The organism is Arthrobacter sp. PM3 (assembly GCF_003352915.1).
Taxonomy (GTDB): Bacteria; Actinomycetota; Actinomycetes; order Actinomycetales; family Micrococcaceae; genus Arthrobacter.
Genome location: NZ_CP022314.1, coordinates 3,384,266 through 3,406,408, shown reverse-complemented (window position 1 = coordinate 3,406,408; position 22,143 = coordinate 3,384,266). Strand labels below are relative to the sequence as shown.

Genomic DNA, 22,143 nt, shown 5'->3' with positions numbered 1-22,143 from the left:
TACGTTTCGCTGGCTGCCTCTTCTGTGATGTCGGCATCGGCGCCGCCTATCCTTCTACGACAACCAAGGACGCAAGTATTCCTCAAGGGTGAGCACCGGAAACTTCTCGTTCACGAAACCGGCCGGAGCCACCCTCCGAGTCACGAAGAGAGTGGAGAGGCAATACGCAGGTCCGTCCGTCAGCGGCTCCAACCCAAGTTTGAGAGCGACTTGGTCAATGAACGGCCTGAGTTCGGCGTCCTTCCGGGCCAGTTGGGTAGAGTAAGACGGCTTGGTCTTGCCTCTCGAGTTCGTGGAATCCCGGAAGAAGGTTCGCAACTGCCGGGCGGTTTCGGCTACGGCGTGTACGGAGGCAGGATCCTTTGCTTCGATGAGCCAGATGGTGTTGTCGCCGGGCTTCGCCGCGACCAGGTCGACCTCAGTCGTGAGCGTTGGGACTCCCAGCCGGCCGTGATCTCCGGCTTTTACACGCGCAATAGTTCTGAAGCCGAGATTCCTCAGGTCTTCGTCGACCTTTATTTCAAAGTGTTTGTTACGCAGGTCCCGGATGCGTGCGAGGGCTTTTCCTACCTCTGGCGGGATTCCGCCTGTCCATGGCAAGACGCCTTGGGACAGGTGGTTGTTGTAGACGCTGAGACTTGTCATCAAGTATTGCGGCGCTATTAGGAGACTGCCAGCGTCGGAACGGACGATGGGCTGAACCAGAAGTCGGTGGCGTCTAGTTCTGGTCTGCCACGGTTCCCAGTCAGATTTTTGGAGCTGTTCCGAGGTGCTGACTAAGAGCTTTAGCGCTCGGCTGTACCGTTCCCGTCGGACACCGGTGGTGTCGTTGGCCTCTGTGCAGATCCATTCAATAACCGCATTCTCGGAAACCGATCCGACGCTACTTCCTTGTGAAAAAGAATCCCATCGGACGAGGGCGCTGAGAACGTGGAAGAAGTCCTCCACGCTTGCCCCTTCTGCTTGGAGCATAGCCTGATCGAGTTCAACCATGGAGACCGGCGATTCTGTTACCGATGATTTCCGAAGATTGAGACTGACGCCAGCTGAAGCCTTGTCCAGGGCATCGACGTCAAGCGCCCAGGAGCCCGGTGCCGGCTGTTCGTCCTGTGCGAATTTGATTTCGTACGCGTGGGTGATTTCGATGGTGAAAGGGGCGACCTTATGATGCAGGCGCTCACTGATTGTGGTCATGGTCCGATATGCATTCGCTGCTGCGAGAAGTCCGCTCCATCTCCGACCGGTTATCGGAAGGGTCGGGCCGTCAGCGACGGTGCTGCGCAGCGCTGCCTCGACGATGATCTCGTTGCACTGTCGAAGCATCAGCGTGTTGCCCATGGCTTCTGCCATTCGTTCTTGAGGATCCCATACGACGTGTAGGTGGGCGGCTACCCTGTTGAGGTCCTCTCGCAGCCGGGTCCCGTCGTCCATGACCCGGTTGAGCTGCTCTAGCCCGGCCTCAAGTATCTCTTGCTTATCATGGGCGCGAATGCGTTCAGTGAGCGCGGCCAAGGCAAGAGGCGCAAGGTGTTGCTGCACGAGCCTGTTAGCGTCGTGGCCCCGGTATGTGCCAGGTTCGACGTCACCGGCAGCTAATTTTCGGGCAGATGCTGCGATCGTAGCTGATTCATCTGCGGAGTCGAGGCTCCACGCCGCGGGTAGATGGTGGAGAGTAGTCCTCGACCTAGCCGTTTCCAGGATCAAGAAGGGCTTGTTCGAAAGCCAATCCTCCCGGAGGTTCGCAAGTACGTCACTATGAAGGTTAAGTGACTCGAGCAAACCAACGAAGGCATCCGCTGTTAGTCGGTTTGCCGCTTGCGGATCACCGTCAGCCAATTCGACAAATCTTTCGACATCCATTGCCCATCGGAATATCCGTTCACCCGTTATATCTACGTCATCAACGGCACTGAACTCCACGATTGGTTGATCAGGATGGATATGTGAATCAGATTTGAGTGCTTGAAGTACAAGTCGATAGCCGGTCGTTCCTGAGTGAGAATGCGCTTGTTCCCATTTTTCCCGAATAGCGTCAAAAGCAAAAACTAGGCCCCCGCAGAAGTCGAAGAAGAATTCATAGTGCTCCGCTGGGCTCCAAGATGGAAGTGACCTCGTGATTGCTACTGGTGGATTCGTTAGCGCTAGCGACCAGCCCACCACGGGAGGAGCCTGATGGAGGCCGGTGAGAGGATCGTAGCGTCCACCCTGCTGCTGGATTGCGATTGTTGCCACGCCCTGCGTAGTTAGTTCGGCCACCTGTGTATTACGCAAAGGTGGAAGGCCGGTGGCATACAGTGCCTCCTCAAGTGAGGAGAGCTCAGCAGCCCGTTCCCATTCCGCGTCCCCGGCATGGGCTTCAAAGTAAAAGAATGAGGGGGCGATGCCCCCGGCGAAGAAAGCCTTACCGTTAGCCCGCCATGGTTCCCAATAGTTGATGGCTTCCCACCCGAAATTCTCTGGAAAGCTTGGGTCGCTTAGGTCTCGTGCAAAGAGATACAGGTCATCTTCGTCTTTTGCAGTTTCAGCGATCCACGTCAGGTCTTCTAACGCCAGTGTCGCCGAGCCTTTTCTCTGCGGTACGGCGAGGTGGCCAGCGGCAGCAAAAATAACAAGCGGGACTATTTCAGTGTTGGCTGGCAGCGTGAGCTCTCCCCCGCCGGCGAGGGCTACGACAACGGGCTCGCCACTGCGGGAGACTCTTTTCGCAAGTCTGTCGCTTCCAAATGATTGGCCCTGTGGCAACAAATCTTCTGTCTGCACCATGGAAACAGCAATGGCAGTATTCGTATTCACTGGCAGGATCCATTGGATCTCTTGCCCAGTCAACGGAACCGTACCTGCCAGTTTCGGCGCACCTTCGTAGAGCGATTTGGAGAACCGCCAAAGCGCCTTTCGCGCGGCATTCAGACTCGAGATACGCAGAGCACGGCGTGCTTCGGGGTTTCGATTGACGGTAGCAACCAATTCGGACACTGCAGCACCCACAATCTCCGGAACGTAAGTGGGAGGCAACCATCGATCCGGTAGTCCAGGTGTTCTGTACCTCAAGTACCAACCAAACGGGCTGTTCGGACTTGAAGAATCGAAGTTCGCGTTATCGGATGATGTGGTCATCCACTCGAGAGCTGCGGCATCTCCTTCCTTCAGCTCAAACGTCGTCAAAGGTTCTTGAGAAATTAGGGCTTTGGCGGCTGCCACTTCCTCAACAGGAAGGACAATTTTGTCCCGCAACTGTAGGTTCGGAGCAGGGCTAAATGAGGACGAGAGTCCATTGGTCGCAGTGTGCGCCCAGTTGGAGGCCACTCGGATGACGTTCGCGAGACCAAACCCATGCTTCCTCATGAGAAAGGGGTCTAGGGCCTCTGCTAAACGCAGCGCACGAGACAGATCAGCGATAGGGCGCTCCGTGGCGCCAGGTAGAGAATGCCGCAGATCATCACCGACCCGAACGACTAGGGATTCGGATGGGTCCTTGGGAATGAAATCCTCTTGAACACCATCGATTCCTGAAGCCTCTGCTGCCTGATCGACGATTTCTTGGACTGATGGAAGCGGTCTGGACAGGGTGGTATGCGCGATAGAGCGGGCTCGAAGGGCTGCCGCGAGGGCGCTACCAACGGAAGCAGGGCGGTGGCGTGCCGATGGCGACGATGCAGTTGCGAACAAGAGCCACCACAATTCGTCTGCGTTGCAACTACTCAGCGCGCGGGCCAGAGGATCTAGCCGATCCAAGTTGCTCCGTCGCTGCTTTTTTGGCTTTCCAGCTTCATTTCGCCCCATAGAGGACATTCAAGCCGATAAAGATCTCAATGGTCGGCAATAGGTATCGGATGTCCGTGTGTTGCGGTACGCCCGTGCGAACTTCATCAGCTCTAGGCCGCGGGGAAGTTACGTCGCGCGAACCAGACTACTTCGCCCAACCTGCATCCTCGCGCTTTTGCCGCCGATTGTGGCGGTCCGGACGATTCAGCCACTCCCATTGGTACACCAACTGTTACCCGGGGCGTGGCACTCTAATAGCGTCGAGTGGTCCAGAAAGTCAAGCTTTGTCAACAGTAAAACGACAAAAAGCCCCTGACCTGCGAAAACACTGTGCCCGAGGTGGGACTCGAACCCACACACCTTTCGATACCGCATTTTGAGTGCGGCGCGTCTGCCAATTCCGCCACTCGGGCGCGGAGGACACCGGTGTAACAATCGGCCCGCCACAGGTTCCTGTGAGCAACGCGATCGCCGCCAGTGCGCGAAATTACTCTACATGCAGATAGGCTGAATGTCAGAATCGCGCCAGTGACGCCGCATCGAACCAAACCGGTCCAAGTACAGTGGCGGACAAAACCTATGATGGTCTAGTCCCGCCGTACCTTACCAAGGAGTTCCCGTGACAGAACAGACGGAGTCCACCCCCACCTCCCAGCCGGCGCGCCGCGTCGTTGTCGCCGAGGATGAGACCCTCATCCGCCTGGACATCATCGAGATCCTGCGGGGCGAAGGCTACGACGTCGTCGGCGAGGCGGACAACGGCGAAAAGGCCGTGCAGCTTGCCGAGGAGCTCAAGCCCGACCTCGTCCTGATGGACGTCAAGATGCCGGTCATGGACGGCATCTCGGCCGCCGAGAAGATCGTCAAGGCCCGGATCGCCCCGGTGGTCCTGCTCACCGCGTTCAGCCAGAAGGAACTCGTGGAGCGCGCCCGCGACGCCGGCGCCATGGCCTACGTGGTCAAGCCCTTCACCCCGGCGGACCTCATCCCGGCCCTGGAGATCGCGCTCTCCCGCCACGAGGAGATCAAGGCCCTCGAAGCCGAGGTCACCGACCTGCAGGAGCAGTTCGCCACCCGCAAGCTCGTGGAGCGCGCCAAGAGCCTCCTGACCACCAAGATGGGCCTCACGGAGCCCGAAGCGTTCCGCTGGATCCAGAAGACCTCCATGGACCGCCGCCTCAGCATGCGCGAGGTCGCCGAGACCATCATCAACCAGGTCAACTAGCAGCGGCGCCGGCGCGGACCTCCTCCAGAAGGAACGCCGCGCCGGCACCCCGCAGAAGCAAGCAGCAACAACAAAAGGGAGGATCCCCGCCAACCGGTGGGGATCCTCCCTTTTGTCGCAGATCGAAGAACTAGATCTTGGAGTTCTTCTTCTTCTTTTCCGGCCACGGGCCGAGCTTGTCCTTGGCCACCTGAGCGCCGCCGACGCTGCCGGCGTCGGTCAGGTCGCCCACCTTGTGGACCTTGAGCAGGTTCGTGGAACCGGCCTTTCCGGGAGGCGAACCGGCGGCGATAACCACCATGTCCCCGTCATCCACGAGGTCGAGGTCCAGCAGGCTGCGGTCCACCTGGGCGGTCATCTCGTCAGTGTGGCCCACCATCGGGACCAGGACCGGCTGGATGCCCCAGGTGAGGGCCAGCTGGTTCCAGACGTGTTCCACCGGGGTGAAAGCGAAGACCGGACGGATCGGGCGCAGCCGGGAGAGGCGGCGCGCCGAGTCGCCGGACTGGGTGAAGGCGCAGATGTACTTTGCTTCCAGCTGGTCGGCGATTTCGACGGCGGCACGGGTGATGGCGCCGCCGCGGGTCTTGGGCTTGGTGCCCAGCGGGGGGACGCGTTCCAGGCCGTGCTCTTCGGTGGATTCGATGATCCGCGCCATGGTCTTGACGGTCTCGATCGGGTACTTGCCCACGCTGGTCTCGCCGGAAAGCATCACCGCGTCGGCGCCGTCGAGCACCGCGTTGGCGCAGTCGGAGGCCTCGGCGCGGGTCGGACGCGGGTTGTCGATCATGGATTCGAGGACCTGGGTTGCCACGATGACCGGCTTGGCCCAGCGGCGGGCCAGTTCAACGGCACGCTTCTGGACGATCGGCACTTCCTCCAGCGGCAGTTCAACGCCGAGGTCGCCGCGGGCCACCATGATGGCGTCGAACGCGTCGATGATCTCGGGGAGCTGGTCCACGGCCTGCGGCTTCTCGATCTTGGCGATCACCGGCACGCGGCGGCCTTCTTCGTCCATGATCTCGTGGACGCGCTTGATGTCCGCGGCGTCACGGACGAACGACAGCGCGACGAGGTCCACACCGCGGCGGATGGCCCAGCGGAGGTCGTCCTCATCCTTTTCGCTCAGCGCCGGCACGTTGACGGCCACGCCGGGCAGGTTGATGCCCTTGTTGTTGGAGACGTACCCGCCGACAACAACCTGGGCAACGACCTTGACGTCGTCGACGTCGATCGCGCGCAGGGCGACCTTGCCGTCGTCGATCAGCAGGGCATCGCCGGGCTTCACGTCTTCGGTCAGGCTCTTCAGCGTGGTGGAGCAGATCTCCTTGGTGCCGGGCACGTCCTCCGTGGTGATCGTGAACGTGTCGCCGACGGCCAGAAGGTGCGGGCCGTCAACAAAGCGGCCCAGGCGGATCTTCGGGCCCTGCAGGTCGGCCATGATGGCGACGGCCTTGCCGAGCTGCCCGGCAGCCTTGCGGACGTTCTCGTAGGTGTTGTCGTGCACGGAGTAGTCGCCGTGGCTCATGTTCATGCGTGCCACGTCGACGCCGGCTTCCAGCACGGCAAGCGTGTTCTCGAAGCTTGCGATTGCCGGTCCGAACGTGGCCACGATTTTAGCGCGTCTCATATACCTACCCTAGTGGTCTGTTGCATGGATAAAGTTGAAGAGGGTGTGAACCCTTAGGTGACCGGCAGAACCAGTCACCTAAGGAACCAGTGACCGGACGGCCTACAAAACGGCCATCGCCCGGTCGGTCGGTGCCACCGGGGCCGGCAGGATGGTGCTGCCCATCAGGAACTTGTCCACCGCAGCGGCGCAGGCGCGTCCCTCGGCGATGGCCCAGACGATGAGCGACTGCCCGCGGCCGGCGTCACCGGCAACGAAGATGCCCTCCGTGTTGGTCATGTAGTACCCGTCGCGGGCCACATTGCCGCGGCCGTCGAATGCGGCGTTGACCTGCTCGGCGATCCCGGCCGGTTCGGCGCCGGTGAAGCCCAGGGACAGGAACACGAGGTCCGCCGGGATGATCCGCTCGGTCCCGGCCTTCGGCAGGCGCTTGCCGTCCACGAACTCGGTCTCGGCCACCTTGACGCCGGTGAGCTTGCCGTTTTCGCCGACAAACTCCACGGTGGAGGCGAGGTAGGTGCGTTCGCCGCCTTCCTCGTGGGCGCTGGCGACCTCGAACAGGGTGGGGAACGTCGGCCACGGCTGGTGGCCGGCGCGCTCCAGCGGCGGCTGCTTGCCGATGGCCAGGGTGGTCACGGAAGCGGCCTGGTGCCGGTGTGCGGTACCGATGCAGTCCGCGCCGGTGTCGCCGCCGCCCAGGATCACCACGTGCTTGCCGGCGGCATTGATCGGCTTCTCGACCTTCTCCCCCGCCACGGCCCGGTTGGCCGGGACAAGGTAGTCCATGGCGAAGTGCACGCCGTCAAGCTCGCGGCCCGGGATGGGCAGGTCACGGGGCACCGTGGCGCCGGTGGCAATCACGACGGCGTCATACCGGCGGCGCAGCTGTTCCCACGTCACGTCGGTACCCACGGCAACGCCGGTGCGGAACCGGGTGCCCTCGGCCTTCATCTGCTCGAGCCGGCGGTCCACCTGCTCTTTTTCCATCTTGAAGTCGGGGATGCCGTAGCGCAGCAGCCCGCCGATCTTGTCGTCGCGCTCGTACACCGCCACGGTGTGGCCCACCCGGGTGAGCTGTTGGGCGACGGCGAGTCCGGCGGGGCCGGAGCCGACGACGGCGACCGTCTTGCCGGTCAGTCGGGCCGGCGGCAGCGGGTTGACCCAGCCGTTCTCAAACGCCTGGTCCACGATCGAGACCTCAACCTGCTTGATGGTGACGGCGGGCTGGTTGATGCCCAGCACGCAGGACGCCTCGCAGGGGGCCGGGCAGAGCCGGCCGGTCCACTCGGGGAAGTTGTTGGTGGCGTGCAGCCGCTCCATCGCCTCCTCGCCCTTGTCCCGCCAGACGAGGTCGTTCCATTCCGGGATGAGGTTGCCCAGCGGGCAGCCCTGGTGGCAGAACGGGACGCCGCAGTCCATGCAGCGGCCGGCCTGTGCCTTCAGGACGCCCTTCTCTTGGGCCTCATAGACCTCTTTCCAGTCCATGATGCGGACCGGGACGGGACGGCGCGGCTGGGTTTCACGCTGGCGTACTTTCAGAAATCCGCGTGGGTCAGCCACCGGTCACCTCCAGGATTCGAGACCAAACTTCTTCGCCGTCGGGGTCCAGGCCCTCTTCGATGGCGTCAAGACGGGTTTGCAGGACAGCCGCGTAGTCGCGCGGCAGCACCTTGGTAATGCGGGCCGCGGTGTCGTCGAAGTTCTCGAGGAGCCGGGCCGCATGCAGCGACTCGGTTTCCTCGACATGCTTGACGAGCAGCCCATGGACGATGTCCCGGTCCTCGGCATCCAGCTCGCGCAGCTGCAGCTCGCCGGACTCCAGGGCCTGCTTGTTGACGCGTTCGCTCTGCAGGTCCAGGACATAGGCCGTGCCGCCGGACATGCCGGCGCCGAAGTTGCGTCCGGTGCGGCCGATGATGAGGGTCTGGCCGCCGGTCATGTACTCGCAGCCGTGGTCGCCGATTCCCTCGACCACCGCGGTGGCGCCGGAGTTCCGGACCAGGAAGCGTTCGCCCACCTGGCCGCGCAGGAACAGCTCGCCGCTCGTGGCGCCGTAGCCGATCACGTTTCCGGCGATCACGTTGCGTTCGGCCGGGAACACGTTGGTGCGGTCCGGCCGGACCACGATGCGGCCGCCGGACAGGCCCTTGCCGACGTAGTCGTTGGAGTCACCGAACATGCGCAGGGTGATGCCGGCCGGCAGGAACGCGCCGAGCGACTGACCGGCGGTGCCGTTCAGCGTGATGTCGATCGTGTCCGTGGCCAGCACGTCCGTGCCGAAGGTCTTCGTCACGACGTGGCCGAGCATGGTGCCGACGGAACGGTCCGTGTTAATGACATCCACGGAGATCTTCACCGGGGTGCGGTCGGTCAGCGCTTCGGCGGCCATGGTGATCAGGCGCTGGTCGAAGTGCTTGTCCAGCTCGTGGTTCTGGCCGGTGAGGTTGCGCAACGGGGCGTCGTCGTCGAACTCGAGGCCGTGGAGGATCGGATCCAGGTCCAGCCCTTCGGCCTTCCAGTGGCTGATCGCCTCGCGGGTATCGAGCATCTCGGCGTGGCCGATCGCTTCCTCGATGCTGCGGAACCCGAGCTCGGCAAGGATCTCGCGGACTTCCTCGGCGAGGAACTCGAAGAAGTTGACCACGAACTCGGGCTTGCCGTTGAACCGGGAGCGCAGCTCGGGGTTCTGCGTCGCGACACCCACCGGGCAGGTGTCCAGGTGGCAGACGCGCATCATGATGCAGCCCGAGACCACCAGCGGGGCGGTGGCGAAACCGAACTCCTCGCCGCCGAGCAGCGCGGCGATCACGACGTCGCGGCCGGTCTTGAGCTGGCCGTCCACCTGCACCACCACGCGGTCGCGCAGGCCGTTGAGCATGAGCGTCTGCTGGGTCTCAGCCAGGCCGAGTTCCCACGGGACACCGGCGTGCTTGAGCGAGTTCAGCGGCGAGGCGCCGGTGCCGCCGTCGTGCCCGGAGACCAGGACGACGTCGGCCTTCGCCTTGGTGACGCCGGACGCCACGGTGCCGATCCCGACCTCGGAGACGAGCTTGACGTGCACGCGGGCCGAGGGGTTGGCGCGTTTGGCGTCGTAAATCAGCTGCGCGAGGTCCTCGATCGAGTAGATGTCGTGGTGCGGGGGCGGCGAGATGAGTCCGACGCCGGGCGTCGAGTGCCGCGTCCGGGCCACCCAGGGGTAGACCTTCTGCGCCATCAGCTGGCCGCCTTCGCCGGGCTTGGCGCCCTGGGCCATCTTGATCTGGATGTCGTCCGCGTTGGACAGGTACAGGCTCGTGACGCCGAACCGGCCGGAGGCGATCTGCTTGACCGCGGAACGGCGCGTGGGGTCGAGCAGGCGGTCCACGTCCTCGCCGCCTTCACCGGTGTTGGACTTGCCGCCCAGCCGGTTCATGGCGATCGCGAGGGTCTCGTGGGCTTCCTTGGAGATGGAGCCGTAGCTCATCGCGCCGGTGGAGAACCGCTTGACGATGCTGGAGACCGGCTCCACTTCCTCGAGCGGCACGGCGGGACGCAGGCCGGCCTTGAACTTCAGCAGCCCGCGCAGGGTCATGAGGTTCTCGGACTGGTCGTCGACGCCGCGGGTGTAGGCCTTGAAGATGTCGTAGCGGCGTTCACGCGTGGCGTGCTGGAGCCGGAACACGGTCTCCGGGTTGAACAGGTGCGGTTCCCCGTCGCGGCGCCACTGGTACTCGCCGCCGCCCAGCAGGGGCTGGTGCGGCAGTTCGATGCCGCTTTCGGGGTAGGCCATCCGGTGCCGGGCCAGGACTTCGGCGGCAATGACGTCGAGGCCGACGCCGCCGAGCTGGGAGTGCGTGCCGGAGAAGTATTCGTCCACCAGGTCCTGGCCAAGGCCGAGGGCCTCGAAGGTCTGGGCGCCCGTGTAGGAGGCCACGGTGGAGATGCCCATCTTGGACATGATCTTCAGGACGCCCTTGCCGAGGCCCTTGATCAGGTTGTAGACGCCGTCCTGCGGGCTCACGCCGACGACGTCGCCGGTGCTGATGAGCTGTTCCACGGATTCCATGGCCAGGTAGGGGTTCACGGCGGAAGCGCCGTAGCCGATAAGGACGGCCACGTGGTGCGTTTCGCGGACGTCGCCGGCCTCGACCACGAGGGCGGTCTTGGTGCGGTTGGCGCTGCGCAGCAGGTGGTGGTGCACGGCGCTGACGAGCAGCAGCGACGGGATCGGCGCCCACTGGGCGTTCGAGTCACGGTCCGAGAGCACCACGTACTGGACGCCGCGGTTGATGGCGCCGGAGACCTGCTCGCAGATTTCGGTGAGCCGGGCCCGGAGGGCGTGCTCGCCGCCTTCGGGGCGGTAGAGGCCGCGGACCTTCATGGCGACCTTGTCGCCGTCGGCGTTCTCGATGTTCGCGATCTTGGCGAGCTGGTCGTTGTTGATCACGGGGAACGGCAGGGAGACCTGCGGCTGCCGGACCTGTTTGGTGTCCAGCAGGTTGCCGTTCGGTCCGATCGCGCACGTCAGGGACGTGACGAGCTCCTCGCGGATGGCATCCAGCGGCGGGTTGGTGACCTGCGCGAAGGACTGCACGAAGTAGTCGAAGAGCAGCCGCGGGCGCTTGGACAGCACGGCCACCGGGGTGTCCGAACCCATGGCCCCGAGCGGTTCGGCGCCGGTGCGGGCCATCGGGCCGAGCAGGATCTTCAGTTCCTCGGTGGTGTAGCCGAAGGTGCGCTGGCGGATGTTGACCGACGCCGCGGTGTGTACGACGTGCTCGCGCTCGGGCAGGTCGTTGAGGTCGATCAGGTTGTCCTTGAGCCACTCGGCCCACGGGTTGGCGGCGGCGACCTCGGCCTTGACCTCGGCGTCGTCAATGATCCGGCCGGCGCCGGTGTCCACCAGGAACATCTTGCCCGGCGAGACGCGGCCCTTCTTGACCACCTTGGAGGCTTCGACGTCGATCACGCCGACCTCGGAGGCGAAGACGATGAGGCCGTCTTCGGTGATCCAGTACCGGCCCGGGCGCAGCCCGTTGCGGTCCAGGGTGGCGCCGACCAGGTTGCCGTCGGTGAAGGAGACGGCGGCGGGGCCGTCCCACGGTTCCATGAGCATCGAGTGGTACTCGTAGAACGCGCGGCGCGCAGGATCCATGGTGGCGTGGTTTTCCCAGGCCTCCGGGATCATCATCATGATCGAGTGCGTGATGGGCCGGCCGGAGAGCCAGAGGAGCTCGGCGACCTCGTCGAAGGAGGCGGAGTCCGAGGCGCCCGGGGTGCAGATCGGGAACAGTTCCTCGGGCGAGTCACCCAGCAGCGGGCTGGAGAGCTGCGACTGCCGTGCCCGCATCCAGTTGCGGTTGCCCTTGACGGTGTTGATCTCGCCGTTGTGGGCGATGGTGCGGAACGGCTGGGCCAGCGGCCAGGACGGGAACGTGTTGGTCGAGAAGCGCGAGTGGACGATCGCGAGCTTGGTCTTGAAGCGCTTGTCCGACAGGTCCGGGTAGAACGGCTCCAGCTGGGCGGTGGTGAGCATGCCCTTGTAGACGATGGTCCGGGAGGACAGCGAGGGGAAGTACACGCCGAACTTGTTCTGGGCGCGCTTGCGGATCCGCCAGGCGCGGGAGTCGAGTTCGTTCCGTTCGAGGGTCTCGCCGGTGCTGGAGGCGAAGAACGGCTGGGAGAAGTGCGGCATGCAGGCCCGGGCCATGGCCCCGACGAGGTCGGCGACGATCGGGACTTCACGCCAGCCAAGGACGGTCAGACCCTCATCGGCGGCGAGGCCTTCGATGCCGGCCCGGGCGGCGTCGGATTCGCGCTGCTCGGCGGGCAGGAAGGCGGTCCCCACGACGTACTGGCCGGGGGCTGGAAGTTCGAAGTCGGTGACTGCACGGAAGAACTCGTCCGGGACCTGCATGAGGAGGCCGGCGCCGTCGCCGGTTCCTTCATCGGCGCCAACGGCGCCACGGTGCTCGAGGTTGCGCAGGGCGGTCAGGGCGGCGTCGACGATGTCGTATCCCGGTTCGCCGCGGAGCGTGGCGATAATAGCCAGGCCGCAGGCGTCCTTTTCAGTGTCCGGGTTGTAGAGGCCGGCCGCCGCCGGCATCGAGGCAAAGCGGGTGAAGGGTGACGTTGCGGCCTGCGGCTGATCCGGATCGGACCAGCTGGGGCTGTGAAGAGTTTGGGTCATTGGAGACGTCCTTCCTCCTGATCGTGCGTATGGGAGGGACAACATTGGCCCCACTCGGCACGCCGGTGTGATGGGCGCAACAGAGTGTTTTTCTAACTGGAATTGTAGGCCAGCCCGGGCTTCTGTAGTAACAGTTACGCAGGTACTGGCCCGGACTTGCACGGACAGCTGCTATCTGCTGTCCGCGACAATGCCCCTTGCCACGACGCTGTGGTTTCGGGCCCTGCGAGCGGTGGCTCCGCAGCCCGGGTTGCCGGCGGTGAGTTACTTGGTGTCTTCCGCCTCCGGCGCGGTTCCAGTGGCCTGCCGGCCGGAGACTCCGGCCGCCGGGGCTCCGGTGGCTCCAGCGGCGGGCTTGGTGCCGCCGGTGGATTCCGTGTCCGCATCCGCATCCGTGCCCGCGGCTGCGGGGACGGACGCCGAGGCGGGACCTGGTCCGCTTTGGTTATTCCGGAGATTACCACGGGATTCACTATCTGAGACAGCCGTGTCCGCATTGCGGATACCTGTGGCGTCTGCGGGAACGGGTGCTAAGGTGCCTTCCCCGTCCGCGGTTTTCGCCGCCGGTTCGCGGCCTGGCAGGAACACGGTGTCCGGCCCGGAGGGCTTGCGCAGCCCCAGGAGGATGAACGCGATCAGGGCGCCGGCCAGGACAAAAATGCTGGTCCAGACGTTGAGCCGGGTGGTGATGCCGAACAGGCTGATTTGCTCGGCGTCGTCGATCCGCATCGCTTCGATCCAGACCCGGCCCAGTGTGTAGTAGACGGCGTAGAGGCAGAAGAGGCGTCCGCGCCGGAAGTTGAACTTCTTGTCCAGGGCCAGCAGAATGGCGACGCCGGCGAGGTTCCACAGGGACTCGTAGAGGAAGGTGGGGTGGAAGAGCGTGTCCGCCGGCATTCCAGCCGGGAAATTGGGGCTGGTGGGGTCGATCTGCAGTCCCCACGGCAGTGTGGTGGGGCCGCCGAAGAGTTCCTGGTTGAAGTAGTTTCCCCACCGGCCGATTGCCTGGGCCAGCAGGAGCCCCGGCGCCGCCGCGTCCATGAAGGCGCTCAGCTTCACCCCGGCGCGCCGGCAACCGATCCAGGCGCCGACGGCACCAAGCACCACGGCTCCCCAGATGCCCAGGCCGCCGCGCTGGATCTGCGGGATCAGGGACAGATCCCCGGTGCCGTCGAAGCCGGGGCCGAAGTAGGCGTCCGGTGAGGAGAACACGTGGTAGAGCCGTCCGCCGATGATGCCGAGCGGGATGGCCCAAATGGCGATGTCCCAGACGCTGCCCTCAGGGGCGCCGCGGCGGGCCCAGCGGACGGAAGTCAGCCAGAGGCCGGCGATGATGCCGGCGAGGATGCACAGGGCATAGGCGTGGATGCGCAGCGTCCCCCACGGCAGCGGGATGTCGAATCCGGACCATACGGGACTCGGAATGCTCGCGGGTACCATCGCCGCCGCGTGGAGGACTGACTGCATTGCTTACGCTTCTTCCGTGGTAAGGCCGGTGCTGAGGTCTTTCGTCAGGGAGGCTACCGCATCCACGCCGCCGTCGCGGATAGCCGCGACGAGCGCTGTGCCGACAATGACGCCGTCGGCGTACTCGGCGATCTCACGAACGTGGCCGGCGTTGGAGACGCCCAGACCGACGCAGACACGTTCGGCGCCCGCGGCGTGCGCGGCGGCTACGACGTCCTTGGCCGCGGAACTGACCGAGGTCCGGGCGCCGGTGACGCCCATGATGGACACGGCGTAGACGAAGCCGCGGCTGGCCTCGACGGTACGCTTCATGCGTTCCGGGGAGGACGAGGGAGCCACGAGGAACACCCGGTCCAGTCCGTATTTGTCGGAGGCGGCGAACCATTCGGCGGCCTCGTCGGGGATGAGGTCCGGCGTGATGAGCCCGGCTCCCCCGGCTTCGGCCAGGCGGCGGGAGAATTCGTCCACGCCCATCCGGACCACGGGGTTCCAGTAGGTCATCACCAGGACGGCGGCGTCGGTCTTGCTCGTGATGCCGCGGACGACGTCGAAGACCTCGCGGACGTGGAATCCCTTGGCGAGGGCCTCGGTGGTGGCCGCCTGGATGACCTGGCCGTCCATGACGGGGTCGGAGTACGGGATGCCGATCTCGATGAGGTCGGCGCCGTTCTCGGCCAGGGCGATGCCGGCGGCGATGGTGTCCGCGACGCTCGGGTAGCCGGCGGGCAGGTAGCCGATCAGGGCCGCCCGGCCCTGGGCGCGGGCCCGGTCAATGGCCGCGGCGGACTTGCTGGCCGACGCCACGACGCCCTCCGGGCGGTTTTCGGCGCTGTTCTCGGCGGTGCTCACAGCTGTTCCCCCTCTTTGGCGATTTCGGATTCGGGTGAGTCCTTCTCCAGCAGGTCAAACCATTCCGCAGCCGTGGCCACGTCCTTGTCGCCGCGGCCGGAGAGGTTCACGATCACGATTTTCTCCGACGCTGCGGAGGCATTGCCCGCGGCCGCGGCATCGGCGGCCAGCCGCTGGCCCACCTTGATGGCGCCGGCGAGGGCGTGCGCGGACTCGATGGCCGGAATGATGCCCTCGGTGCGGCACAGGAGCCGGAACGCGTCCATGGCTTCGCTGTCCGTGATGGGCTCGTAGCTGACCCGGCCGATGTCGGCGAGGTAGGAATGCTCGGGTCCGACCCCGGGGTAGTCCAGGCCGGCCGAGATCGAGTGCGACTCGATGGTCTGGCCGTCGTCGTCCTGCATGAGGTAGGAACGCGCGCCGTGCAGCACGCCGGGCTTGCCCAGCGTGATGGTGGCTGCGTGGCGTCCGGTTTCGACGCCCTCGCCGCCGGCCTCGAAACCGTAGATCTTCACCGAGGGGTCATCAAGGAAGCCGTGGAAGATGCCGATCGCGTTGGACCCGCCGCCGATGCAGGCGCACACGGCGTCCGGCAGCCGGCCGGTCTGGTCCAGGATCTGGGCGCGGGCCTCGTCGCCGATCACTTCGTGGAAGTAGCGGACCATCGCCGGGAACGGGTGGGCGCCGGCGGCGGTGCCCAGCAGGTAGTGGGTGGTGCCGACGTTGGCAACCCAGTCGCGCAGGGCCTCGTTGATGGCGTCCTTGAGCGTCTGGGATCCGTTGGTGACGGGGATGACGGTGGCGCCCAGCAGTTCCATCCGGGCCACGTTGAGGGCCTGCCGGCGGCAATCCTCGGCGCCCATGTAGACGACACATTCCAGGCCGAGGAGGGCCGCCGCCGTGGCGCTGGCCACGCCGTGCTGGCCGGCGCCGGTCTCGGCGATCACGCGCGTCTTGCCCATCCGCTTGGCCAGCAGTGCCTGGCCCAGGACGTTGTTGATCTTGTGCGAGCCGGTGTGGTTGAGGTCCTCGCGCTTGAGGAAGACCCGCACTCCCCCGGCGTGCTCGGCGAAGCGCTTGGCCTCAGTCAGCAGCGAGGGCCGGCCGGAGTAGTTCTTGTTCAGCTCGGCGATCTGGGCGGTGAACTCGGGATCGGCCTTGGCCTTCTCGAACGTGTCCTCAAGCTCGTCCAGGGCGGCGATGAGCGATTCCGGCATCCACCGGCCGCCGTAGTTCCCGAAGTACGGTCCCGGCGCGTGCCGCAGGGAGTGTTCCCCCTGCGTGCCGGGTTCCTGGGGGCGGTCGCCCTGCAGGAACGCGTCCACGGCACTTTCGTCTGAGCCGGCTGCTGGCGCATCGACCATCAGTCTCACCATCCTGTTCCACTGCTAGCTTTGGGGATCTGCATCTGAGATCCGCTCATTGTCCGGGCAGGTGCGGGCCCGGTGCCGCTGACGGCCCGGACGCACGCGCCGGGACCTGCCGGCCTCAGGCGCGGGCGGCGATTGCCGTCGCGCCGGCGGCCATGAATTCAGTGATCCGCTCGCGCGGCGTCGCGTCGCTGACCAGTGCCTCGCCGACGAGGACCGCGTTCGCGCCGCTGGCGGCGTAGTGCCGGACGTCCTCGACGTCGCGCACCCCGGACTCGGCGATCACAAGCGCACCGGACGGAACGCCGCCGGCCAGCGCCGCGAAAACGGAACGGTCGACGTCGAGCGTCTTCAGGTTGCGCACGTTGACGCCGATGATCCTGGCTTCGGCGGCGACGGCGCGGTCGATTTCCTCGGCGGTGTGGGTCTCCACGAGCACGTTCATGCCGAGCTCGCGGCTGAGCGCCGTGAAGTCGCGCAGCTGGGCATCGGAGAGCGAGGCCACGATCAGCAGGATGAGGTCGGCGCCGTGGGCCCGGGCCTCCCAGATCTGGTACTCGTCGATCATGAAGTCCTTGCGCAGCAGCGGGATGTCCACCGCTGCCCGGACGGCATCGAGATCGGCCAGCGAGCCGCCGAAGCGGCGCTCCTCGGTCAGGACGCTGATCACTGCGGCACCGCCGTCGGCGTACTGCGCCGCGAGCGACGCGGGGTCGGCGATATCCGCGAGCCGGCCCTTGGACGGGCTGCGGCGCTTGACCTCGGCAATGACCTTGAGCTGGTCGCGCGGACTCGCATTGCCGCCCAGGGCCGCCCAGGCGTCGCGGGCGGGCGCCGCCGCGGCGGCGCGCTCCTTCAGTTCCGCGAGCGTGACGAGGCGCTGGCGCGCCTCCATATCCTCCCTGACACCGGCATTGATGTCGTCGAGAACACTCACGCTCAGTGGCCGGAGTTCTTCAGCTTGCTGCCGCCGACGCCGTAGCCGGCCTTGCGCATGACCCAGCCGGCCAGCAGGCCGATCACCATGACCGCGGCACCGGCGACGAACACCGGGGTGTTGGCGATGACGAAGGCGATGGACGCAATGAGGGCGCCGATCAGCATCACGATCACGCAGGTCCACGCGGCCGGGCTGTTGCCGTGGCCCGGTGCCTCGCTGTGGTCGACGTCGTCGTAGACGCCCTTGGGCGCGGCGGACGTGGATGCGGAAACGGTGGCTTTGCTCATTGGAATCTCCTCAGGATAAATACTGCTTACATTCTGCCATTTTTTGGCGGTGGTATTGGCCGTGTTGCGGGCCGCCCTGCCCGCCGCACCGGGTCAGGGGCTTAAGTGGGGTCGTCACCGCGGGACAAGCGGTCCCAGCTGTCGATCTCGTCCGCGGGGCCGGCCTGCGGAGCCGCCACTCCGGCGGCCGCCGTGTCATATTTGGTGCGGCTCTTCCAGTAGCGGCCGGCCGGCACGATCGCCAGCGCACAGATCCCCAGCAGGGAGCCGGCGATGACGGCGAGGACGGGGAACACCGTGACGTCCACCTGGACGCTGCTGCCGCTGATGCCGGTGGCGGCGGCGATCGAGCCTTGGGCCGCGGCCAAGGGGTCTGCGAGGACGATGGCCGCCGCAGTGACGACTCCGGCAGCTGCCAAAAGGATGATCACCGTGATGACCCAGCGGGCCACCCGGCCGGCGATCGCCGCCGCGAGGCCGCCGGCGAGGGCCACCAGGGCCAGGGCCGAGACCGCGGTCGCCGCCTTGCTGCCCTGGACCTGCAGCCCGTTCTGGGTTGCCACGGCCGCGCCGAGCTGGGTGGGATCCAGGTGCACGGTGAGCCAGGTCTGGGTGGTGGTCCCGAATACGGCCAGGGCCAGGGCGGCGATCACCAGGACAACGGTGGATTTCCGCGCCCAGCGCGGAACCTTGGGGCTGGTGCTTTTGACGACGGCGTCCGGCTCCCCCATCAGCGGTCCGTCCCGGCGTCGGGCGCTGACGTGTTGGCTGCGTCGGTGACTGTGTCGGTCACTGCGTCGGGGGTGATGTTGTGCAGCGAGCCGGCGGTGTGGACGGCGCGGAGCGGGGCGGCGGCCTTGTTGACGGTTTCCAGGGCCTCGGTGGGATTGACGGAATCGGCCACGATCCCGCCGCCGGCCTGGACGTAGGCGCGGCCTTCGCGGAGCAGGGCCGAGCGGATCGCGATCGCCATGTCCATGTCGCCGGCGAAGTCCAGGTACCCCACCACGCCGCCGTAAATGCCGCGGCGGTGCGGTTCGAGCTCGTCCAACAGGCGCAGGGCCCGCGGCTTCGGGGCCCCGGAGAGGGTGCCGGCCGGGAAGGTGGCCTTCAGCACGTCATAGGCCCTCGCCTCCGGGGCCAGCGTGCCGACCACGGTGGAGACGAGGTGCATGATGTGGCTGAAGCGTTCAACTTCCATGAACTGCGTGACATCGACGGAGCCTGCGACGCAGACCTTGGAGAGGTCATTGCGGGACAGGTCCACCAGCATGAGGTGCTCAGCGCGTTCCTTCTCATCAGCCAGCAGTTCCTCGGCCAGGGCCTTGTCCGCCTCCACAGTCTTGCCACGCGGCCGGGATCCGGCGATGGGGTGGGTGATGACTTCATCCCCGGTGACGGTCACCAGGGCCTCCGGGGACGAACCGACGATCGTGTACTCGCGGCCGGCGGCGTCCTCGAAGCTGAACAGGTACATGTACGGGCTCGGGTTCGTGTTTCGCAGGACCCGGTAGACGTCCAGCGGGTCGGCGCCGCATTCCATTTCGAAGCGGCGGGAAATCACCACCTGGAAGACTTCGCCGTCCACGATCGCTTCCTTGCCGCGGTCCAGGGCGGCCAGGTATTCGGACTCGTCCCAGCGTTCCTGCACGCTGGAGGCGAAATCGAGCGCCGCGGTCTCGAGTACGGACACGGGCTGCTTGACGGGGCTGCTGATCTTCTCCAGCAGCGCCTTCACGCGGGCGACGGCGTCGTGCCAGGCCTCGTCGACGCGTTCGGAGCTGTTGTCGAAGTTGATGGCGTTGGCGATCAACAGGACGGTGCCGTCCATGTTGTCGTGGACCGCCATGTCCGTGACGAGGTTCAGGGCCATCTCCGGCAGTTCGAGGTCATCCTCCGGAGGACTGGTCAGCTTCTCCCAGTGCCGGACGGTTTCCCAGCCCAGGAACCCGACCAGCCCGGAGGTGAACGGCGGCAGGCCCTCGAAGCGCTCGGTGCGCAGCGCGGCGACGGTGTCGCGGATGGCGTCCACCGGGTTGCCTGCCAGGGGCACGCCGACGGGGGGCTCGCCGAGCCAGTGCGCCTGCCCGTCCTTGGTGGTCAGGGTGGCCCGGGACCGGGAGCCGATGAAGGAGTAGCGGGACCAGGATCCGCCCACGGCCGCCGATTCCATGAGGAAGGTACCGGGCTGGCCCTGGGCGAGCTTGCGGTAGAGGCCGATCGGGGTTTCGGCGTCAGCCAGCACCTTGAGCCGGACGGGGATGACGCGGCTGTGGCCCGCGAGTTCGCGGAACTCTTCGAGGCCGGGGCTGATGATTCCAAGGTCCTGCATGGCTGTGCTTTCCGCCTGTTCTTTAGTGTGGCCCGCGGCGGATCCGGTTTTCGGGATCCTGCCGGCGGTCCGGTTCGTGAAGCGTGGGGTTGCCGGGGGTCCGTGCCGGTGCCCCGGGCCGGGGGCGCCTAGCCTCCGTGGCCGACGACGGCGTCGAGCTCGCGGCCGTCGAAGCAGGTCCGGGTTCCCGTGTGGCACGCTGCGCCGACTTGGTCCACCCGGACCAGCAGGGCATCGCCGTCGCAGTCCATGGCGAGGGACTTGACCCATTGGACGTGCCCGGAGGTGTCTCCCTTGCGCCAGTACTCCTGGCGGGACCGCGAATAGAAGGTCACCCGGCCGGTCGTCATGGTGCGGTGCAGCGCCTCGTCGTCCATCCAGCCCAGCATCAGCACCTCGTGCGTGTCGAACTGCTGGACAATGGCGGCCACGAGTCCGGCGCTGTCGCGCTTCAGGGCCGCTGCCAGACCGGCCGGGAGGGGTCCCGCCGTCGGCTGTGTTTCGCCGGACACGGTGTTGCCGGGCGCGGCGTTGGCGGGGCTGGTGGCGGGGGCGGGCTGCTCAGACATCAGGTCAAGTCTAGTGCCTCCGGGCAGCCAGAATCGCGGCGGCGATTCCTGTGCCCACCTGCGGCAGTCTCGTGCTAGTTTCACAAGTGATGCATTTCGTCGAACCGTCCCGAGAAGTCCTGGCCGAAACCCTGCTGGCGGCCGGTCCTGATGCTGCCACGCTCTGCACCGGGTGGCTCACCCGCGACCTCGCCGCGCACCTGTACCTGCGTGAGCGGAAAGTCGGCGTCGGGCTTGGCCTGCTGATTAAGCGCTTTTCAAAGGCCTCGGACCAGGCCACGGCCGAGCTCGCCGGCACGCTGAAGACCCCCGAGGACTACGCCAAGCTGGTCAACGCGTTCCGCGCCGGCCCGCCGGCGCTGTCGCCGCTGCGGATCAAGGCCCTGGACGAGAGCTCCAACCTGATCGAGTACTTTGTGCACACGGAGGACGTGCGCCGCGCCGTCGACCGCTGGGCTCCGCGGGCCCTCGACGAGGCCTACTCAGATGCGCTGTGGGACGAACTCGTCAAGCGGGCCGCCATCCTGTACCGCGGCGTGGACCTTGGCATTGTGCTCGTGAGCCCCTCGGGGCCGCGGCACGTGGCCAAGCGCGCCCCCGTCTCCGTGGCCATCATCGGCGAGCCCGGGGAACTGCTCATGCACGCCCACGGCCGCACCCGCCACGCCCTCGTCACCTTCGAAGGCCAGCCGGACGCCGTCGCGCTCCTGCAGTCGGCCGAGGTCGGCCTCTAATCCCCACCCGCTCGTTTACAGAATTCCTATCAGCGGACCTCGAAGCCTGCCTGCCGGATCGCGGCCTTGACCTGGGCGATCATGTCGAGCGGGCCGAAATGGAAGACCGACGCCGCCAGGACGGCGTCGGCGCCTGCCGCCACGGCCGGCGGGAAGTGCTCGGGCTTGCCGGCGCCGCCGGAGGCGATGAGCGGAACCTTGACCCCGGCCCGGGCGAGCCGGATCAGTTCCAGGTCAAAGCCGTCCTTGGTGCCGTCGGCGTCGATCGAGTTGAGCAGGATTTCGCCGACGCCGCGGTCGGCCGCCTCCTTGGCCCAGGCGATGGCATCGATGCCCGTCCCCTGGCGTCCGCCGTGGGTGGTCACTTCGAAGCCGGAGGGCGTGGGCTGCGAACCCGGGCGGGTGCGGCGGGCGTCGAGCGAGAGCACCAGCACCTGGGAACCGAAGTGCCGGGTGATCTCGTCGATCACATCCGGCCGGGCCACGGCTGCGGTGTTGATGGCGGCTTTGTCCGCGCCGCAGCGCAGGAGCTTGTCCACCTCGGCCACGCCGCGCACGCCGCCGCCCACGGTCAGCGGGATGAAGACTTCCTCGGCGGTGCGGCGGACGACGTCGAACGTGGTCTCCCGGTTGCCGGAGGACGCGGTGACGTCGAGGAACGTCAGCTCGTCGGCGCCGCTGTTGTCGTAGCGGTGCGCCAGTTCCACCGGGTCCCCGGCGTCGCGGAGCCCCTCAAAATTGATGCCCTTGACCACGCGGCCGGCATCGACGTCCAGGCACGGGATTACGCGCACGGCAACAGTCATGAC

At 66.1% G+C, this 22,143-nt stretch carries 15 protein-coding genes and 1 tRNA gene; 2 read left to right on the top strand and 14 right to left on the bottom strand.

Translation table 11 applies throughout. From position 1 onward, the window contains the following. Nucleotides 1-54: 54 nt before the first annotated feature. Nucleotides 55-2,793, bottom strand: a complete 2,739-nt coding sequence (locus CFN17_RS15515) for a hypothetical protein (protein WP_208748640.1) — start codon at nt 2,791-2,793, stop codon at nt 55-57. A 1,300-nt stretch (nt 2,794-4,093) separates the two neighbouring features. Beyond that, a tRNA-Leu gene (locus tag CFN17_RS15510) sits at nt 4,094-4,175 on the bottom strand. Nucleotides 4,176-4,381: 206 nt separating this feature from the next. Between CFN17_RS15510 and CFN17_RS15505 the strand changes: the two genes are divergently transcribed. Then, nucleotides 4,382-4,987 (top strand): ANTAR domain-containing response regulator, encoded by a 606-nt coding sequence (locus CFN17_RS15505; RefSeq protein ID WP_208748639.1) that lies wholly within the window; start codon nt 4,382-4,384, stop codon nt 4,985-4,987. A 130-nt stretch (nt 4,988-5,117) separates the two neighbouring features. On the opposite strand, the gene pyk is transcribed toward CFN17_RS15505, so the two are convergent. From pyk to hisI, 11 genes are all read right to left on the bottom strand, one after another. Beyond that, nucleotides 5,118-6,617 carry a pyruvate kinase gene (gene pyk / locus CFN17_RS15500; RefSeq protein WP_208748638.1) on the bottom strand — a complete coding sequence of 500 codons (1,500 nt, stop codon included), beginning with the start codon at nt 6,615-6,617 and terminating at the stop codon, nt 5,118-5,120. Nucleotides 6,618-6,719: 102 nt separating this feature from the next. Continuing rightward, complete coding sequence (locus tag CFN17_RS15495; RefSeq protein ID WP_208748637.1) at nt 6,720-8,177, bottom strand: glutamate synthase subunit beta; 1,458 nt, start codon at nt 8,175-8,177, stop codon at nt 6,720-6,722. Then, on the bottom strand, nt 8,170-12,786 hold the full coding sequence (gltB, locus tag CFN17_RS15490; RefSeq protein ID WP_208748636.1) for a glutamate synthase large subunit: 4,617 nt from the start codon (nt 12,784-12,786) through the stop codon (nt 8,170-8,172). The genes CFN17_RS15495 and gltB overlap by 8 nt, the downstream gene beginning before the upstream one ends. Nucleotides 12,787-13,050: 264 nt before the next feature. After that, entirely contained in the window at nt 13,051-14,253 is a 1,203-nt protein-coding gene (gene lgt, locus CFN17_RS15485) for a prolipoprotein diacylglyceryl transferase (RefSeq protein WP_208748635.1), read from the bottom strand. 3 nt (nt 14,254-14,256) lie between these two features. Continuing rightward, nucleotides 14,257-15,102: a tryptophan synthase subunit alpha gene (gene trpA, locus CFN17_RS15480; protein WP_208748634.1), complete on the bottom strand. Its 846-nt coding sequence runs from the start codon at nt 15,100-15,102 to the stop codon at nt 14,257-14,259. Continuing rightward, nucleotides 15,099-16,466, bottom strand: a complete 1,368-nt coding sequence (gene trpB / locus CFN17_RS15475; protein ID WP_208748633.1) for a tryptophan synthase subunit beta — start codon at nt 16,464-16,466, stop codon at nt 15,099-15,101. The genes trpA and trpB overlap by 4 nt, the downstream gene beginning before the upstream one ends. 124 nt (nt 16,467-16,590) lie before the next feature. Then, nucleotides 16,591-17,409 carry an indole-3-glycerol phosphate synthase TrpC gene (trpC, locus tag CFN17_RS15470; RefSeq protein WP_208748632.1) on the bottom strand — a complete coding sequence of 273 codons (819 nt, stop codon included), beginning with the start codon at nt 17,407-17,409 and terminating at the stop codon, nt 16,591-16,593. A gap of 2 nt (nt 17,410-17,411) precedes the next feature. Beyond that, a complete protein-coding gene (locus tag CFN17_RS15465; protein WP_208748631.1) occupies nt 17,412-17,699 on the bottom strand; it encodes an HGxxPAAW family protein in 288 nt (95 codons plus the stop codon). A 101-nt stretch (nt 17,700-17,800) separates the two neighbouring features. After that, nucleotides 17,801-18,430, bottom strand: coding sequence for a Trp biosynthesis-associated membrane protein (locus CFN17_RS15460; RefSeq protein WP_208748630.1), 630 nt, complete (start codon nt 18,428-18,430; stop codon nt 17,801-17,803). Further along, a complete protein-coding gene (locus CFN17_RS15455) occupies nt 18,430-20,031 on the bottom strand; it encodes an anthranilate synthase component I (protein ID WP_208748629.1) in 1,602 nt (533 codons plus the stop codon). The genes CFN17_RS15460 and CFN17_RS15455 overlap by 1 nt, the downstream gene beginning before the upstream one ends. 128 nt (nt 20,032-20,159) lie before the next feature. Then, nucleotides 20,160-20,600 carry a phosphoribosyl-AMP cyclohydrolase gene (gene hisI, locus CFN17_RS15450; protein WP_208748628.1) on the bottom strand — a complete coding sequence of 147 codons (441 nt, stop codon included), beginning with the start codon at nt 20,598-20,600 and terminating at the stop codon, nt 20,160-20,162. A gap of 89 nt (nt 20,601-20,689) precedes the next feature. Here hisI and CFN17_RS15445 point away from each other — a divergent pair, with 89 nt between their 5' ends. Continuing rightward, nucleotides 20,690-21,334 (top strand): TIGR03085 family metal-binding protein, encoded by a 645-nt coding sequence (locus CFN17_RS15445; protein WP_208748627.1) that lies wholly within the window; start codon nt 20,690-20,692, stop codon nt 21,332-21,334. A 29-nt stretch (nt 21,335-21,363) separates the two neighbouring features. Here the strand turns inward: CFN17_RS15445 and hisF are convergent, their stop codons facing one another. Beyond that, a complete protein-coding gene (hisF, locus tag CFN17_RS15440) occupies nt 21,364-22,140 on the bottom strand; it encodes an imidazole glycerol phosphate synthase subunit HisF (RefSeq protein WP_208748626.1) in 777 nt (258 codons plus the stop codon). Nucleotides 22,141-22,143: the final 3 nt, after the last annotated feature.

Bases quoted from the DNA above. Each gene is read 5' to 3' on its own strand.
- pyk (WP_208748638.1), bottom strand. From the start codon at position 6,617: ATGAGACGCGCTAAAATCGTGGCCACGTTCGGACCGGCAATCGCAAGC.
- gltB (WP_208748636.1), bottom strand. From the start codon at position 12,786: ATGACCCAAACTCTTCACAGCCCCAGCTGGTCCGATCCGGATCAGCCG.
- lgt (WP_208748635.1), bottom strand. From the start codon at position 14,253: ATGCAGTCAGTCCTCCACGCGGCGGCGATGGTACCCGCGAGCATTCCG.
- trpB (WP_208748633.1), bottom strand. From the start codon at position 16,466: ATGGTCGATGCGCCAGCAGCCGGCTCAGACGAAAGTGCCGTGGACGCG.
- CFN17_RS15465 (WP_208748631.1), bottom strand. From the start codon at position 17,699: ATGAGCAAAGCCACCGTTTCCGCATCCACGTCCGCCGCGCCCAAGGGC.
- CFN17_RS15460 (WP_208748630.1), bottom strand. From the start codon at position 18,430: ATGGGGGAGCCGGACGCCGTCGTCAAAAGCACCAGCCCCAAGGTTCCG.
- CFN17_RS15455 (WP_208748629.1), bottom strand. From the start codon at position 20,031: ATGCAGGACCTTGGAATCATCAGCCCCGGCCTCGAAGAGTTCCGCGAA.
- hisI (WP_208748628.1), bottom strand. From the start codon at position 20,600: ATGTCTGAGCAGCCCGCCCCCGCCACCAGCCCCGCCAACGCCGCGCCC.
- CFN17_RS15445 (WP_208748627.1), top strand. From the start codon at position 20,690: ATGCATTTCGTCGAACCGTCCCGAGAAGTCCTGGCCGAAACCCTGCTG.
- hisF (WP_208748626.1), bottom strand. From the start codon at position 22,140: ATGACTGTTGCCGTGCGCGTAATCCCGTGCCTGGACGTCGATGCCGGC.